The organism is Citrobacter sp. VF227, from assembly GCF_052950715.1.
On sequence record NZ_JBRFVF010000002.1, the window covers coordinates 127650 to 144558 of the forward strand.

Below are 16909 nucleotides of genomic sequence, written 5' to 3' on the forward strand. Positions count from 1 at the left end.
AATGACCACAACTTACGAATGCGTAAATGAAAGTAAGGGTCAGCGCATTTTCAGGTCATTATCGTATTATAGCCAGACGCAATGAATGGTGTATTCATTCGCCGAAATTTGTTTGTTAAATGTTATTTAGAGTATATGGAAATGAAAAAATATTTATTACCCCTGATTGCGTTACTTTTTACAATGAGCGCCCAGGCAGCATCATTTACCGACGGCAAAGAGTTCATCTCACTGGAAAAACCTGTCGCTTCCGCACCAGCTGCATTGAAGTTTTTCTCATTCTATTGCCCTTCCTGTTATCAGTACGATGAAGTTTTTGAAATCACCGATAACGTGAAAAAAGTCTTGCCTGCTGATGTAAAACTCACCGAATACCATGTCGACTTTTTAGGCCCGTTGGGGCAAGACATGACGCATGCCTGGTCCGTCGCCATGCTGTTGAATGTACAAGATAAAGTTAAACCGTTGCTTTTTGATGCCGTGCAGAAAAAACAAACCATTAAAACAGCGGACGATATTCGTAACGTATTTATCAGCGCGGGCGTCAGCGCCAGTGATTATGATGCCGCATGGAACAGTTTTGCCGTGAAATCACTAACCGCAAAACAGCAAGAAATGGCTAAAGCTGTAGATTTAACCGGTGTGCCCGCCATTTTTATCAACGGTAAATATATGATCAATCCGAAAGGACTGAAATCGGATGACCTGAACTCTTTTGTGAAGAGCTACGCAGATACGGTCCGCTATCTGATCACCAAATCCTGACCTTTCGCTAATCTCACTTTTCGCACCACACAACTGGCAAAAAGCGCTGTTGGTGGTGCGCAATCACATCATTTATACCAATATCCTTTCTTCCCGGTTGGCATTCGCCGTTATCAGGATTACCCTAAACTTAGCGGTGTTACCTGTTGTCGGGGTACACCTTCTTCAAGTGTTGATTTACACGAGAGAACGCTATGGAATTAAAGGATTATTACGCCATTATGGGCGTGAAACCGACAGACGATCTCAAGACAATCAAGACCGCCTATCGTCGACTCGCCCGTAAATATCATCCTGATGTCAGCAAAGAGACTGACGCTGAGGCCCGGTTTAAAGAGGTTGCTGAAGCCTGGGAAGTCCTGAGTGATGAACAGCGACGTGCCGAGTACGACCAGCTGTGGCAGCATCGCAACGACCCACAGTTCAACCGTCAATTCCAGCAAGGTGAGGGGCAAAGCTACAGCGCCGAAGATTTCGACGATATCTTCTCCTCCATTTTTGGTCAGCATGCACACCAGCCGCGCCAGCGTCATGCCAGCCGCGGACACGATATTGAAATTGAAGTTGCGGTGTTCCTGGAAGAAACGCTTACTGAGCATAGCCGCACGATCAGTTACAACCTGCCGGTCTACAACGCATTCGGCATGGTAGAACGTGAAATTCCCAAAACGCTGAATGTGAAAATTCCGGCTGGCGTCGGCAACGGTCAGCGTATCCGTCTTAAAGGCCAGGGCACCCCAGGTGAAAACGATGGGCCGAACGGTGACTTGTGGCTGGTAATTCATATTGCACCGCATCCGCTGTTCGACATCGTTAATCAGGATCTTGAAGTGGTGGTTCCTCTGGCACCATGGGAAGCCGCATTGGGCGCGAAAGTAACGGTTCCTACGCTAAAAGAGAGCATCCTGCTGACCATTCCAGCGGGTAGCCAGGCCGGGCAGCGGTTACGCATTAAGGGCAAGGGCCTGGTAAGTAAAAAACACACTGGCGATTTGTATGCAGTGATCAAAATCGTCATGCCGCCAAAACCAGACGACACCAGCGCCGCCCTGTGGCAGCAACTGGCGGATGCACAAAAGTCCTTTGATCCGCGCAAAGAGTGGGGGAAAGCATAATGGCTAACGTCACCGTCACCTTTACTATTACCGAATTTTGTCTGTACACCGGGGTATCAGAAGAGGAGCTGCATGAGATTGTCGGCTTAGGAGTGATAGAACCCCATGAAGACGAAACGTTCGACGATCATGCGCTAACCATAATGCGTCGCGCGGTGCGCCTGCGTCAGGAACTGGAGCTTGACTGGCCAGGAATAGCCGTTGCGTTGACGTTGCTGGAAGAGAACGTTCAACTGCGGCAGGAAAATCGCCTCCTGCGCCAGCGGTTGTCTCGTTTTATCAGTCATCCTTAAATTCTCAGGGCCGACATGGGGCTGGCCCTTTTATTGTCCGAAACCTGCTCTTAATGACATTAAGCAGTAGATAGCATACAGTCAGTGATAAGAATTTTCGCAAACACTAAGACGTTGAGTCATGCAGCTTAAGCCCCTCACAAAAGGTCGTTTTCACAATATCTGGCAGCAGGATGATGCCTTAATTGAGAAGATATTCCAGGAGCTACTCTCTGAAACGCAGATTATCCACGAAGATGAGTATCTCTATCACCAGGGACAGGTAGTCGATCGACTTATCATGGTGCAATCAGGGAGAATTTCCCTGCGTTACAGTGCGGAAAATGGTCGCCGTTTTCAGCTTGGCGCAATGGAATGCGATGAGCAACTGTTTGGTGAAATGGAGTTTTTTACCGGGTATCGCTGCCAGCTCGATATCGTGGCCGAAGAGCCGCTGACCGTGGCGGTGTGTAGCTGCGAACGTCTGGAAGAAGCGCTGAACCAACATCCCAGACTGGCGATATTTTTTGCCAGTGCGATGGCGATTGATTATCAGGATATGCTGGAAATCTTCCTGCACCGGATGCTCTACCCTATCGTTCATAACGTGGCGTATGACCTGTATCGCCAGCATCAGAACAAACAACCGATGGATGGTTTCCATAAAAAATATCAGGAAGCAGAACGATTCGGTACCACCGATCGGGTCTATCGGCGGGCGGTTAAAGCCCTGACGGATGCCGGGTTGGTAACGCGCACGAAACAAGGACTGGAAATTAAGGATCTGGATGGGCTACGAAAATTCCTCGGCAATGACATCATTGACTGACACACCATCCCCGCAAAGAGGGTAAGTGTGTCAGTTCAGCACAATCAGAATTTATAGCTGAGGTTGAAATAGTGACCGAGTCCGGTGGTGCGCCCTGCTCCACCGTGATTTTCCATCAATGCCATGTTACGGAAATACTTAAGGCCATAACCTACCGCATAATGCTCTGAATGCCAGTAGATGCCGTTATACCATTCAATCGCGTTATTGCTGTATAACGGTTGATTAGCAATCTTGTTAGCGGCGAACTGATAGTCAAAGTAACCCTGATAATTCAGGTAGCTGCCGTTGGCAAAGGTATAGAACGGCGTCGACCAGTTGGTCGAGAACATATAGCCATCCCACTTGCCTTCATTATCCGCACCGTAGTTTTCTCGCACATAATGCGCATAGATGTTCATTCCCACAAGGCCAAACCACGGAACCTTAACATCCGTGCCCAGACCGACATAATGCTCAAATAACTCCCGGTCGCCAATGTTATTTACCGTTGCGATATAGAATTCGTTAAACGGCCCAACGGATAAATCCTTATTAAAAAGAGCATCCAGGGAAAACCGTGGGGATATCTTGGCGAAGAAGTTATCGCCGCCGTGGCGGTCATCCTGCTTGCGGTCCAAAATATCGAAGAAATCGACATAACCATACAGATCGATAATTCCGGAACGTGCCCCAAACTCCAGTTCCAGATAAGTGTCATTACGAATACCATATGGCACTTTCGCATCCACACTTTGCATTAAGTTGATCTGCATCCAGTTAAAATCATTTTTTCGGATGTTGCCATCGGTATAATCAGCAGCAAGCGCTTGCGTACAGCTCATAGCAACGACTGCGCCCAGAACAGCTTTTTTAATCATTAATTTATTCTTCAGCATTTTCAATTCCTTTGAGCAAGGTTGAGTGCCACCCCACCAAATAAATGGTGTGGCGACTGACTATCTAATTAGAGAGGTAAGTGTTATTACTGCACTTTGTTACGTTTAAGTCTTAATGTACCTATCAACATGATAAAGATAATTAAATATAATACTGGTATTGCGTACATGATTTTCTGCAATCCCATTGTTTTTTCCATTAACGCACTGATCGCTGGACTAAACATGGCCCCGGCGCTACCGCTAATTAAAATATAAGAAACGTTCTGACTACTTGCGCGCTTCACAAATGAAACTCCATAGGCGATGAAGGAGTTATACAGCGCCGCACAAACAAATCCGTAACTATATGCCAGATAATCAAGTCCGGAGATATTTTCTTTCGATACAATAATGGTAGTAATTACGCAAGCGAGCAATATAATACTCAACAGGAAATAATGTATCCTTACACGAGAAACAATGACGGTTGATACTAACGCCCCAACCAACGCCGCTCCCCAGTATTGCGTAATAATATTGCCAGCTTCTTCAAAAGGAATGCCAAATTTGTTCTTCACAAATAATGGTGCCCAGGTCAGGAAGGTATACAACGCCAACATACCTAAGAACAGACCAATTCCTCCGCTGATAATCCCTGGGTTCCACTCAGATTTCACCGCGTCTGTCCGATCCTCCGCAGGTGCGGTTTCACAGGCAGTAAAACGAGTGAGCGCCACAACACCTAACGTAAGTAAGGCCACCATACCAACGCTCAGATAGCTGTAACTCCATGACATATTGTGCGTCAGGGCGAAGGTGGTGATCAGCGGGAAAACAACGCCTGCGACGTTAAAGGTGGCGTCTTGCACCACCAGCATCGTACTTTGAATGCGATCCTGCCACACCGAAACGACAATCGTTCCCGCCACGCACAGACCAATCCCACCGCAGAATCCCACCAGAGTCATGGCGACCATCACTGGCCATAAGCCAGGGCTTAAGTGCATTGCCAGAGCGCAAAGGAACACTATCGAATAGATAATAAACGTCATTCGCTTGACGCCAATTTTTTCTATCAGGAAAAAGGCAGCAATGGTCCCAGCTAACGCCCCACCGTTAAGCAGCGAAAATATCGAAGCAACGGTATTCACATCAGCACTGTAACGTACCGCAATCGGTTCAATCAGCATTCCAAACTGACTGGCAAACCCCGCCATAATAAAATTTGCCAGAAAACTAATCAGTGTAAGCGCTATTTTATTCTTCATATAATGACATCCCTGATTGGTTCAATTAAAAGCCTCTGCTAAGCCGTAACGGCTGTATTTAGCGCCAGCTCAATCATATTTTTAAAGGTTAATTGTCGTTCCTCTGCCGTGGTTTCTTCGCCTGTCAGGCAATGATCGGACACCGTTAAAATAGCCAGTGCTTCAATATTAAATTGGTGTGCTAAGGCGTATAAGCCGGCCACTTCCATATCCACACCCAGTACACCAAACTTTTCCAGTGCCGGAATGAGGTTTTCGTCAGGATCGTAATAGAGATCGCCACTAAAAATATTGCCGACTTTAATGTCAATCCCGGCCTTCTGCGCCAGCATCCACGCTTGTTGTAGTAATGGGAAGTGAGCGGATGTCGCCATCGTGTAGCCCGCGCTACGTTTTAAATTTGTGACAGAGTCCGTTCCGGCAGCAAGAGCCAGGATAATGTCGCGCATTTTTACATGCTGTTGTGTTGCCCCCAGGCTACCAACGCGAATAATTCTCTTCACATCAAAATCATGTACCAACTCATGGGCGTATAGCGTCATAGACGGAATACCCATGCCGTGTCCCATCACCGAAACAGGTTGCCCAAAATAAAGACCGGTATAGCCCAGCATATTGCGCACGTTGGTAACTTCGCGGTAATCCATAAGATAATTTTCGGCAATAAATTTAGCGCGCAGCGGATCGCCCGGCATAATCACGGTTGGCGCAAAATCACCCGCTTTAGCATTAATATGTGCAGTCATAACAATTCCTGAATTATGAGTATTGGAGATATGCAGGGATTGTAACCAGACGTTTGAAGAGGATTGAGGACAAAAGTCCTGCTCAGAGGATCGGCCTCTCATTTCTGAGAGTTAGATGCGGGGGGTTGCACAGGGAGCTTGTTTTCCCCTCCTGCGCATAAGCAGAGCATTTTATCCGATATGCCACTCACCTCATTTTTACGAAAAGTAAATGCGAAAAGTGATCTTCCTGGCCGGATAGATGAAAGCTACAACGCAAAACAAAATTCTGTACGTACAAAACGGGGAGTCCATAGATGTAGAAAGTGGGCTCAGAAATTTTCTTCTTTCTGCAGACTTCCCCGATGCAAGACTGATTCTAACTCGTAATCATCAATGCCGCTCAATGCGGTGGTTGCTGGAAATTTAGCTACCTTACCGTCACTGCCAATCTTTTTCTCAGAAGAACACATAATCAGAAAAAAGTGTCGTGGTATTGGGTACAACTTTTTCTCATCTTTGTGATTATCAACTTTCTATTTATTGCCGAATGATGATGCTAAATTTTTTTCATACAGTTCCTTCCAGACTTTTATATACGACTCAGTCATTTTCCCAAGAGTAAACTCAGAGCGGTTGACGCTATTTCGAAAAGTATTCTCAGCTTGATCGCTACGCAGTTTTTTCACATTTGATAAATAGCCTATAATCTTATTCTGTATCGCGGAAACCGTTGGTTCACAGCTATATTCAGATTTCATATAGCTATCCATACCTAACCCTGGTGTAGCGATAAGCGCGCAGTTTGATAGTAATGCTTCCAGCCCCACTATTCCGTAGCTTTCTTGTATACTTGGGAAAACGACAATATCAGTTTCAGCCAGCGCTTGTTTTTTATCTTCTCCCTGAACGAATGTCAGTCCTTTAAACCCCTCATTTACCAAATAATCAGGGATTTTTTCAGGGCCATAGACTCTTGCTTCCACGCGATTTCGATATGACGAAGGTAATGTGTTGATAGCATCGCGAAAAACATAAAAGTTTTTAACAATATCAGTAAAACGTCCAAAAAAGCTAATGACAATCTTCCCTTCAGGATGATGTATTTTCTTTGTCGGGTAGTGAGTGAAGTCAACGCCGATAGGAAAGATATTGGGTGTAATACTATCAGCGGATACAAAATCAATAACTGAACGATGAGCCCAATTACTATGCAATATGAGAGCACCACTTTGCCTGACGGCGATTCGTTGTTCCCAATAATTCTGCATACCTTTTTGCGTCCGGGTTAGATAATGCTGCATGCCTATATAGCTTGAATGCAGAGTGAACTGAACACGTTCCAATTCGAAATAGAACGGAAGCAATGGAGTATTCTCGTGTACAGAGATAACATCTGGATTGAATTCCTTCAAAATTGGAGCGATTTTCTGTGATGTACTCCATGCTACGTTTAATACAAGAGACTCAAACGATGAATCAAAAGGTAAAGCAGGCTCAACTATTACCTCATAGTCAGCCAATTGGGATGGTCGTGTTTTTTGGTTATTCAGATATAAAACTTTAAAAGGATAGTTGCGACGTTTTAACTCCGCCCAAAACTCTTGATTAAAGAAGCTAAGGCCACTGAAAAATATATCAGGAGCTTCAGTTGTAACAATTAAAACCCGAGGTTGCATAGTTGTTCCTGTTGTACAATCTGAGATGCATGTAGCAATATCAATAGGTTAATCATGAAATCAGTCAACTATAACAAGCTTGACTGATTTCCTTTGTGGTCAGAAACGGTATTTAAGGCTCAACATAGCCTGGGTGTCGCTGTAACCATTATCTCCCAGCTGTTGTGCCACATTGCCCCACAAATCCACGTTTTTGGACAGTTGTCCTTCGACCCCCACCTTCAATTCAGCAATGTTTTTAGTTCCATCAATATTGTTATAGTCGTTATTGACAGTTACACCAAAAGCTCGGGTGTTATGGATCCAGTTCGTTTCAACAAACGGCTGGAATTGGCGATCTTTCCCGTTATCAATCGTGTTGTGACCATTGATATAAGCCCGGACACCAACTCTGCTCTGAATATTACCATCGCCTTCAAATGAGATTCGCGAACCGTTGCGCTCTGTGTGCTCGTCAGCTCTGACATTCATCCACACAAGCTGAATTTTGGGCTGAAGAAAGTATTTATCACCATTACTGTATCTTTCTCCTAGCTTGTAAGTATAGCCCGCTTCAAGTGAGGCAGTGATCCCACGGGATTTGTATTTTTCCGTTGCGAGTTGCTCACCTTTAACCTCGTTATCAAACCAGTTATAAAGTGCCCATGTATCAATATAGCTACCTGTTTTATCCTTATTATTGGCATACCACGTACCGTAAAGACCCACACTGTACCCTTCAACGGAGCCGCTGGATGTATATTCAGAGTATTCAGATACTGTATTGCTATTTTGTCTCGCATATCCCGACATCAGGCCGAGATGCCAGCGATCCAGGCCATCGCTACTCCATTGAGCGATATCTCCCCCAATCTGAGTGACATAGCGATTCCCCTGATTTTTCAACTGCTGGCTGTTGTCACTGGCTCGGTTGTGTCCACCAGTTTGGCGTAACCACAAACTGGTTACTTTGTCCTCTCCTGTCAGGATATCTGTATATTGAGTCTCCCCTGAGCGGTCGTGTAGACGTAGCAAAAAGAGAGTATTTGTTGCCATATGATTAAACATATAACTGCCAGGTTCGGGCCTGTTAATAGGGGTAAGTGGTACTGGGTCAGTAGTTGGCGGTACTGGGTCAGTAATAGGTGGTACTGGGTCCGTAGTCGGCGGTATTATTGCAGGAAGTTGCGATCGCAAGTACCAATCTCCATTTTGGTCGTTCACACCATTTTTATGCAGATAGTACTCGTATGCACCACCGACAATACGGCCTTGCTGTACAAATTCACCTAATGAGGCCCCCTGGACTTCAATAACCTTGATGCCTTCAACTGTCTGAGCACCTTTCCCGCCAATATTATTAACCGATAGATAGGTTTGACCTGATGTCGAGCCATTAATAATCACTCTGTCTGACGGAGAGTCGTCGCTTCCAAGATGAGTATCAAGTTCAATTACACCTTGATCGCCAATGTAATCACCTCCAATTATGAACCGATCGCCTGCAACACCGTTGGCCAATGTCAATCGACCCTGGTTTTTAAATGTATTCAGATTTTGAAAGAGTGCATCGTTAGGGGTTCCATCACTGTTGGCCGCCAGTATAATTTGTCCACGATTGATTAACTCTGTTGTTCCACCACCAAAGTCACTTGTTGCCACAGGTGCAATGGTATCCCTGATGCCATCACGATCAGAATCTGACCACTCTCTAACATTCCAGACACCAGTCACTTCATTAATGAAGGTATCTTTTCCGCTAGTCAGTTGAATAACACCATTCAGACTTCCTGCATTCGTGATGTTTGTCTCCGCGCCCGTATAATGACGCGATACAAATTCACCATAATCATTATAACCATAATGTTCATAACCATCAGCGCTAATAGCAATGTCTGATAGAGCCCCCAATGTTGCACCTGCATCAATAATAATATTAGAGGTAGCGCCACCGATAATTTTCAGACCAGCCCCTTCAGCTCCCCCCTCAACGACGCTACCAGCCTGAAGTTTAACGTCAAAAATATTTTCTGGGTCGTGAATGACATATCCCCCGCTGCTATAATTATAAACGGGGCCTGTATCTTGTAGTCGTACTGCATCGCCAACCTGAGAACGAATAATACCGGAGGTTGTAACGCGGGATTCGAGAGCCTTAATATAAACAGCCGCAGTATCCTTGCTGGCGCTTTTATTGATAATCTGACTATCTACGTTCTGATGTACAACACCCAAACCTAAGAGCATACCAGAAGCCCCCGCCATATAAATACCCGAATGTTGTGTCTCTCGAATATTATTCTCGGCAAAGATCATAGAGCCAGAAGGCCCTACAATTGGTTCTTGTGGTGCAGAACCATCAATATCGGTGGATCTACCAGTATATATATTCCCTGAAACATTAATTTCAATTTGCTCTGCATTTACATATGGCTCTCCATGAGAGTCATATGACGCCAAAGGAAACCCTAAAGCCATAATGCCTGTAACATCTGACGTAATTGTTTTCCCATCTTCCAGATTAATAACTGTTTTGTAAGTAATGTTATCGGCATGGTAAGACTCAAAATGATAAGCAGGGGCAAGGTTATCACTTTTAAGAATATCATTGTTAATATTAATATTCCTCCAGTCATCGACTAATGAACAGGTTACTCCAGGAACAGGAGCCACTGGTGAGATATAGTCACATGCTCCTGCAGCATAGGCCGGACTAACAAAAAGAGTAATCAAACTGGCAAGCAGTTTTTTATTAAATATTACTGAGTTAATGTTGCGCATACGTGAAATGTTCATATGTTCAGTCATCTCCCGGAAGGAATTAAATGTTGTAAAAATGTAACTCTTAAAATTCACCATTTGATGAATAAAAGGTTTCTATATTTCGGATATATGAATTGCCTGCATCCTGTCTCATGGCGCTATTCTTAAAAAAATGCCAGGTTAGTTTTTATATCAATGAGTTATGTCTTCGGTTATTGTTTATAATAACGTTATTAAATATCCCTATTTTATTTTTGTTATTATCTTTTATTGTTATTGTCTTATATATAAGAAAACACCCATTTGTTCTGGGCGCTTTCTTATATAACGGTCTAACCTTATAAAAAAATTATATTTTTTGAAGCATCGGATGAGTGTAACTGGAGCGCCTGAAGCTAAATTTACATTACGTGAGAAGGATCACAGATCACGTTGGCGGTAACAGATGAACCCGTGGTTGGTATTGAGCTTGTCTCATCACAGTAATAATTATTGTCACCTTATAGTTCAGTATGTTGGATAATGAACATGTAATCACAGAAAGGTTGTTATAAAAATACAAATGATAATTTTCGAGCGAATTACTGGATAAGTTGACACCGAGTAAATGTTTCTTCCATATTATCTGAACTTAATAAAAACTCAGGAGGAGTTTAGATTGTTAATTTATGACGTGGTTAGACCATTGTAAAAGTTATTTTCTTATAAAACATTTTCATTAATATAACAGTAAAAATTATGATGAAATAAATAATCCTTATCCCCTCAGTTAGAAAAAATAACTTTCACTAACTTCATTTAAAATGTAATATTTATTGCGTAACGAAATTTCTATGCATTATTTAGGATTTAACACTTTTGTACTTCGCGGCTTAACAGCAAAATAGTTACACATTAGGCGCAATACGAGTTATGAGAACAATAGTTAGCCAGCTTCCCACTGGTTAACACGGTGCGATATGAATGAGTATTCGTCGCGAGATTCGAATATTGGATTTTATATCCATGATCTCTGTCGTAAACGCACTATCTCTAACTGTCACTTTTTATAGATAATGTAAACAGTGATGACATGAAAAGACCGAAGTAAAGACGATTACACAGGAACACAGATGCGTCGATTGCCGTCGTATATAACTGCTCCTCTGGCGTGGGGAAATGGAACCACACCACAAAGAATTTGCAATAGAGCATCTGCTATTAGTCAATGTTGCAACCTCTTCTAACGTAGTTAGAAGTATTTTGTTATAAATGTGTTAAATAACAATCATTATATTAAGTGGCTGGCCTGAGTGTGGGTAATCTATTAAGAATTATCTGGGTAATCAGTAGTTATAGCGTTGTTTTTTGGTTATCCGACAACTAGCAGAACCGTTGAGGCGCTGAACCAAAGAGTTTTAATGGGCGTTACGAGATGAATACTGGAACATAGATAGGCGTCTGCTACAGAAAAAAGTCGACAACTGTCACAAAGAATATACTCATTAAAGAGCATGTTCATCATTAAATAGCATAGGTTCTGTCTGAGTTTATCTGGAGTATACAAAAGGCCTCTGATTTAGCATTGCATTGATTTTAGGATAAAACCATTTTATAAAAGCCTACTGGTTCCTGGCTCAACATAGACTACATAACAAGAACTTTATACATCTCATCCTGGTGGATGAGATGATTCCTAGTTCAAATGGGTATTTTCTTATATACGCAGACTTAATCAAAATAAGATAATTACATATACAAAGTGAGGATATTAATGACATTACCGATAACTGGTGATAGGACGCATTATTTGTCAAATTTGAACATTAATTTCATCGTGTTTAGTGAAGATAATCTCCTGAAATTTGCGCTGAGTAATCTACTATCAGAAATCAGGAAGCTTCCAACTTATCAGAAGGTAAACTTTATTCTTACAGATGTCATAGACCTGAATGAGGTTTTCAGGAGCCTATTGAAAAATGAAAACAGTTCATTGATCATATTTGATTTTGATGCCGTTTTTTTTTCGGAAAAAATTAGGGTAATTGAGAAAATAGCAAAGCTTCATCGAACTGTAAAAACTGTGGCGATATGCAGTCACTGGGACTATAAGCATAATGCTTATTTTTATAATACCTTCTGCGATATTGTACTAAAAAGAAATGATCCAGTAGAGATCTACTCAAGCATTATAAATCACGAACTTAACATATTGTTAGCAAAAGAATCGAATGAAAGCTATAGAAGGAAAGAAAAGAATGCGCTTCATTACCTTTCACTTTCAAGTCGAGAGAGTGAAATCCTGAAGCTAATAATGAAAGGAAGAAGTAGCTCAGAAATTTCCGACTTACTATTTATCAGCGTAAAGACGGTATCGACGCATCGTTCTAATATTTATGCAAAATTTAACGTCAGGTCAATTAGTGAGTTATATAAGATACTTGTTGGTGAGAACCTGATTGAATAGGAGGCGTTGCAGTTAAAAATATATCGAATACAAATATTGATCATGTAGTTTCATTAAACACCTTAATAAACATACAGTTACCCATTTCAATAACGGATTTTGCTGGCTCTTTAATTAAGACATTGCATTAATGAGAGAGACGTAAAAGTGTAGTTATATATTGGCAAATAACATTGTTATATGCTTGATTCAGAAATAAGGAAAATTAAATATGAAAAGAATGACGCTAGCTCTCATTTGTACTGTTGCTATCTCGGCTTCAGCAGTGGCGGATAACACTATTCGTTTTCAGGGTGAAGTAGCCGATCAAACGTGCGTTGTTAGTATTAACGGCAATGCCTCTTCACCGCTGGTTCTTTTGCCTACGGTGCCTAAATCTGCCCTGGCTGCTTCCGGTCAGACCGCGGGCCAAACGCCTTTCGCTGTTTCTCTGAGTGGTTGTACAGCTACCACCTCTGCAACCGCGATCAAAACGGTATTTGTCGGAAATAACCTGACCAGTAATGGTCGTATGGGAAACTCCGGTAGCGCAACGAATGTTTCATTACAACTGGTTGATCCTGCAAACCCAACTACACCGTTAGCTCTGACAGGTCAAACTGGCTCTCCTGGCTTAAACCTTGCAGCTAACGCAACTTCAGCATCCTATGACTTTGCAGTTGAATACTATGCCGAAGGCGTTGCTACCGCTGGCTCAGTTCTGGGAAGCGTACAGTACGCTGTGTCTTACCAATAAGCACCAATCCCCTTCCAGTTTATGGAAGGGGTATTTATACACGAGAAATTATAATGCCAAGAAAAATCCTCAACGCGCTATTGTGGGCTGCATTAGTTTTAACAGTAACCACGCCAGTAATGGCTAGTGTGGTAATGCTCAACACCAGGGTCATTTATCCAGGGGATGCTCAATCTGAAACCTTACAATTTACTAATAATGATAACATTCCCTATATAATGCAAATCTGGTCAGATAAAAATAATCCAGCATCTACCCCAGATAATGCCGATGGCCCTTTTATGGCGGTGCCCGCTTTATTTCGTATTGAACCCAGAACAGGTCAATCGGTGCGCCTTTTTTTTACTGGAAAGAATCTACCTCAAGATCGCGAATCTGTTTTTTATCTTAACTTTGTGCAAATTCCACCGAAGAATATGGCCAAAGCACAAAACCAAATGGTCGTCGTTCTGAGAAACAGAAATAAAATATTTTACAGACCAAAAACGATCATTGGCAGTGTTGATGACGTGGTGAATCAGATTCATTTTTCCGTTAAAGAAGAACGTGGAAATGTACAGCTCACCGTGATTAATGATTCAGGTTATTATGCCTCTTTCATTAGTGCAGACGTTATTGCTGGTACACAGAAAATTGCTTTTCCTGCCAGTATGGTTGCTCCCAAAACTCAAATGCTTTGGGTCGCTAAAAATAGCCGGCTTTCTTCAAAACCGTTGAAAGTTAAATTTACTTTGGTGAATGACTACGGTGGTCATACGAGTGCTGAAGCTCCACTCAAAAACTAACTTTTCAACTCTGAGTGCAGAGTTTATTCAATTACTGGAGGAATGGATGCTGTACATTCCAGAAGCTAAAACTTTGCATAGCAATGTACCAAGTAGTCAGGTTTATTTCCGTCTTATTTCGGGGCGGAGAATTCCTATCAAATGCTTACTCATCGCTCTAATTTTATGTCCATCTTTTGCGTTTTCCGAAACTCAACTGGAGGCTGAAAACCAATATCAGTTTGATGATGCCATGCTGCTTGGTAACGCAAAAGACCAACAGATCATTGCGCGGTTTAACCATGCAAATAGCGTTGCCGCTGGTACGTATCAGGTCGATATTTTTATTAACGGTAATTTCTATTCCCGAGAATCGCTCGTTTTTGCGCCCAATGCTCAGGGAAAGGTATCTCCTTGCCTATCGCAAGAACTGTTAACCAAAGGTGGCGTCGACCCACAGAGTATTACGCCAGTAGATCATACGGCGCAATGTGCAACGCTGGAAAGTCAGATTAAAGATTCGTCAAACCATTTTGACTTTGCGAGGTTACGACTGGATTTATTTATTCCTCAGGCACTCATGGTGCGTACCCCTCGTGGCAAAGTTTCTGCAGGCGATTTGTCTGCGGGAGAAACAGTCGCGTTTGCGAATTATGATACGAACTACTATCGCACTGATACGTCTGGTCAGACGTCAGAATCTACTTATTTAGGCCTCAACGCCGGGTTAAACCTAGGGTTGTGGCAATTCCGCCACCAGGCAAACTATAACCGTTATTCTAGCGATTCAGGTCCAGGCAGCAACCACTGGACACCACTACGAACTTATGTTCAGAGACCTATCATGGCCTTGCGCAGTCAACTGACACTGGGCGACAGTTATACCTCTGGCAATCTGTTTAGCAGTATTGGATTTCGCGGACTCCAGTTGGAAACGGACGATCGTATGTTGCCGGAATCTCAACGAGGCTATGCACCAACAATTCGCGGTATTGCATCTACTGCAGCAAAAGTCACTGTGTCTCAATCAGGCAATAAAATTTATCAAACCACCGTGACGCCGGGAGCATTTGTCATTGATGACCTTTACCCCACCAGTTATGAAGGGGATTTAGTTGTTGAAATTCAGGAAGCCGATGGGCGTATTTCGTCATTTACCGTACCATTTTCTGCCGTGCCAAACTCCATGCGGCCTGGACGTTCCCATGTGAATTTCTCTGCCGGGCAGGTACGGGACATTGGCGACAGTGACGCAAATTTCACCGATCTGACGTGGCAAACTGGCTTAAGCAATGCCATAACGGCGAATAGTGGTGTACGAATTTCGCAGGGGTATCAGTCTTTGCTGGGCGGTTTTGTCTTCACTAATCAGTTAGGGGCGCTGGGTTTGAATGCCGTTTATTCGCGAGCGGATATTCTGGGTGAAAACCTTAATGGCTGGCGTCTGGGAGCCACCTATAGTCGTACATTTTCTCCGACGGCAACTACTGTCGCGTTGGCGGGCTATCGATACTCGACCGATGGCTACCGCGATCTCGGCGATGTACTAGGTTTGCGCGATGCGCACGATCGCAACGGCACATGGAATTCCAGCACCTATCAACAGAAAAATCAGTTCGTACTGACAATAAGTCAGGGGCTATCCAGCTACGGGCAACTCTACGTTTCTGGTTCAACCAGCGATTATCGTGACCGTCGTAGCCGCGACACGCAGTATCAGATGGGATACTCCAATAGCTGGGGTTCAGTCAGTTATAACCTCTCGTTGAGCAGGCAGCAAACCGGCAGCACTCGTTATGGCGTGCAGTCTTCACAAGGCTATAGCAATAATGCTTCTGGTTATTCTGGTCGTACGCAAAACACCCTGATGTTTTCAATCACGGTCCCGTTTGGTGAAGGTTCTCGTTCGCCTATTCTGACCACTGGCGTAAGCCACCAATCCGGAGACGATAGCAGCACCTTTTATCAAAGTTCACTCACTGGGACGCTGGGAGAAAATCAAGCACTTAGTTACACCGTGAATGGGGCTTATGACAACGCAGGAACCGGCACTACCGTAGGCGCAAACGTCACCCAACAATTGCCTTGGGTCACAGTTAACGGTAGCGCATCACATAGTCGTGATTACACCCAAGGGGGGGCAAGCTTACGTGGTGCTCTGGTTGCCCATTCTGGTGGCGTTACACTTGGTCCCTACCTTGGCGATACTTTTGGTGTTATCGAAGCTGAAGGTGTAGATGGCGCAGAGGTTCAAAACGGTATGGGGGCAAAAATTAACAACTTTGGATATGCCATTGTCCCTTCGTTGGTGCCTTATCGGTACAACGATATCGGCCTCGACGCCAAAGGTATAAAAAACCAGAGCGCGGAGTTGGCCGAAAACCAGCAACGCGTAGCACCTTATGCCGGAGCAGTCGTCAAGGTGCGCTTCAGAACATTGGTCGGATATCCCCTGTTAATCAAGATCCAGCGAAAAGCTGAAGGAAGTCTCCCGTTAGGGGCGGATGTTTATGACAGTAAAGACACTGTTATTGGTCTCGTCGGCCAGGGAAATCAGGTGTATGCCCGCGCACCAAAGAAAAAAGGAACGCTGCGTGTGAAATGGGGTGAATCGCCATCCGAACAATGTCTCTTAAAGTATGACTTACAGGACACCGATATATCGCAGTCCCTTTACAGACTCGACCTGCCATGCATCAGTATCTGAT

At 43.6% G+C, this 16909-nt stretch carries 13 protein-coding genes; 8 read left to right on the forward strand and 5 right to left on the reverse strand.

Annotation, left to right across the window (positions count from 1 at the left end):
* The first annotated feature begins 141 nt into the window (after positions 1 to 141).
* From dsbA to ACU8YC_RS08135, 4 genes are all read left to right on the forward strand, one after another.
* Positions 142 to 765: a thiol:disulfide interchange protein DsbA gene (gene dsbA / locus ACU8YC_RS08120; protein ID WP_151217977.1), complete on the forward strand. Its 624-nt coding sequence runs from the start codon at positions 142 to 144 to the stop codon at positions 763 to 765.
* 194 nt (positions 766 to 959) lie between these two features.
* The gene (gene cbpA / locus ACU8YC_RS08125; RefSeq protein ID WP_446895196.1) at positions 960 to 1880 is read left to right on the forward strand and encodes a curved DNA-binding protein; all 921 of its coding nucleotides are present in this window, start codon (positions 960 to 962) and stop codon (positions 1878 to 1880) included.
* Positions 1880 to 2173 carry a chaperone modulator CbpM gene (cbpM, locus tag ACU8YC_RS08130; protein ID WP_151217975.1) on the forward strand — a complete coding sequence of 98 codons (294 nt, stop codon included), beginning with the start codon at positions 1880 to 1882 and terminating at the stop codon, positions 2171 to 2173. Before cbpA ends, cbpM begins: the two co-directional genes overlap by 1 nt.
* Positions 2174 to 2294: 121 nt before the next feature.
* Positions 2295 to 2981 carry a Crp/Fnr family transcriptional regulator gene (locus tag ACU8YC_RS08135; protein ID WP_151217974.1) on the forward strand — a complete coding sequence of 229 codons (687 nt, stop codon included), beginning with the start codon at positions 2295 to 2297 and terminating at the stop codon, positions 2979 to 2981.
* Between the two features lie 44 nt (positions 2982 to 3025).
* Here the strand turns inward: ACU8YC_RS08135 and ACU8YC_RS08140 are convergent, their stop codons facing one another.
* The 5 genes from ACU8YC_RS08140 to ACU8YC_RS08160 all read right to left on the reverse strand — a co-directional run bounded on the left by ACU8YC_RS08140 (position 3026) and on the right by ACU8YC_RS08160 (position 10300).
* A complete protein-coding gene (locus ACU8YC_RS08140; protein WP_446895197.1) occupies positions 3026 to 3859 on the reverse strand; it encodes an outer membrane protein OmpK in 834 nt (277 codons plus the stop codon).
* An 86-nt stretch (positions 3860 to 3945) separates the two neighbouring features.
* Positions 3946 to 5109 (reverse strand): MFS transporter TsgA, encoded by a 1164-nt coding sequence (gene tsgA, locus ACU8YC_RS08145; RefSeq protein WP_151225181.1) that lies wholly within the window; start codon positions 5107 to 5109, stop codon positions 3946 to 3948.
* A 38-nt stretch (positions 5110 to 5147) separates the two neighbouring features.
* Positions 5148 to 5855 carry a purine-nucleoside phosphorylase gene (deoD, locus tag ACU8YC_RS08150; protein ID WP_151217971.1) on the reverse strand — a complete coding sequence of 236 codons (708 nt, stop codon included), beginning with the start codon at positions 5853 to 5855 and terminating at the stop codon, positions 5148 to 5150.
* A 515-nt stretch (positions 5856 to 6370) separates the two neighbouring features.
* A complete protein-coding gene (locus ACU8YC_RS08155; RefSeq protein ID WP_151217970.1) occupies positions 6371 to 7513 on the reverse strand; it encodes a glycosyltransferase family 4 protein in 1143 nt (380 codons plus the stop codon).
* Positions 7514 to 7612: 99 nt separating this feature from the next.
* Positions 7613 to 10300: an autotransporter outer membrane beta-barrel domain-containing protein gene (locus ACU8YC_RS08160; RefSeq protein ID WP_446895198.1), complete on the reverse strand. Its 2688-nt coding sequence runs from the start codon at positions 10298 to 10300 to the stop codon at positions 7613 to 7615.
* A 1708-nt stretch (positions 10301 to 12008) separates the two neighbouring features.
* Between ACU8YC_RS08160 and ACU8YC_RS08165 the strand changes: the two genes are divergently transcribed.
* The 4 genes from ACU8YC_RS08165 to ACU8YC_RS08180 all read left to right on the forward strand — a co-directional run bounded on the left by ACU8YC_RS08165 (position 12009) and on the right by ACU8YC_RS08180 (position 16908).
* Positions 12009 to 12701, forward strand: coding sequence for a response regulator transcription factor (locus tag ACU8YC_RS08165; protein ID WP_151217968.1), 693 nt, complete (start codon positions 12009 to 12011; stop codon positions 12699 to 12701).
* Between the two features lie 211 nt (positions 12702 to 12912).
* Positions 12913 to 13437 carry a fimbrial protein gene (locus tag ACU8YC_RS08170; RefSeq protein WP_446895199.1) on the forward strand — a complete coding sequence of 175 codons (525 nt, stop codon included), beginning with the start codon at positions 12913 to 12915 and terminating at the stop codon, positions 13435 to 13437.
* A gap of 53 nt (positions 13438 to 13490) precedes the next feature.
* Positions 13491 to 14222, forward strand: coding sequence for a fimbrial biogenesis chaperone (locus tag ACU8YC_RS08175; RefSeq protein WP_247604983.1), 732 nt, complete (start codon positions 13491 to 13493; stop codon positions 14220 to 14222).
* A 46-nt stretch (positions 14223 to 14268) separates the two neighbouring features.
* A complete protein-coding gene (locus ACU8YC_RS08180) occupies positions 14269 to 16908 on the forward strand; it encodes a fimbria/pilus outer membrane usher protein (RefSeq protein WP_210904911.1) in 2640 nt (879 codons plus the stop codon).
* The last annotated feature ends 1 nt before the right edge of the window (position 16909 follow it).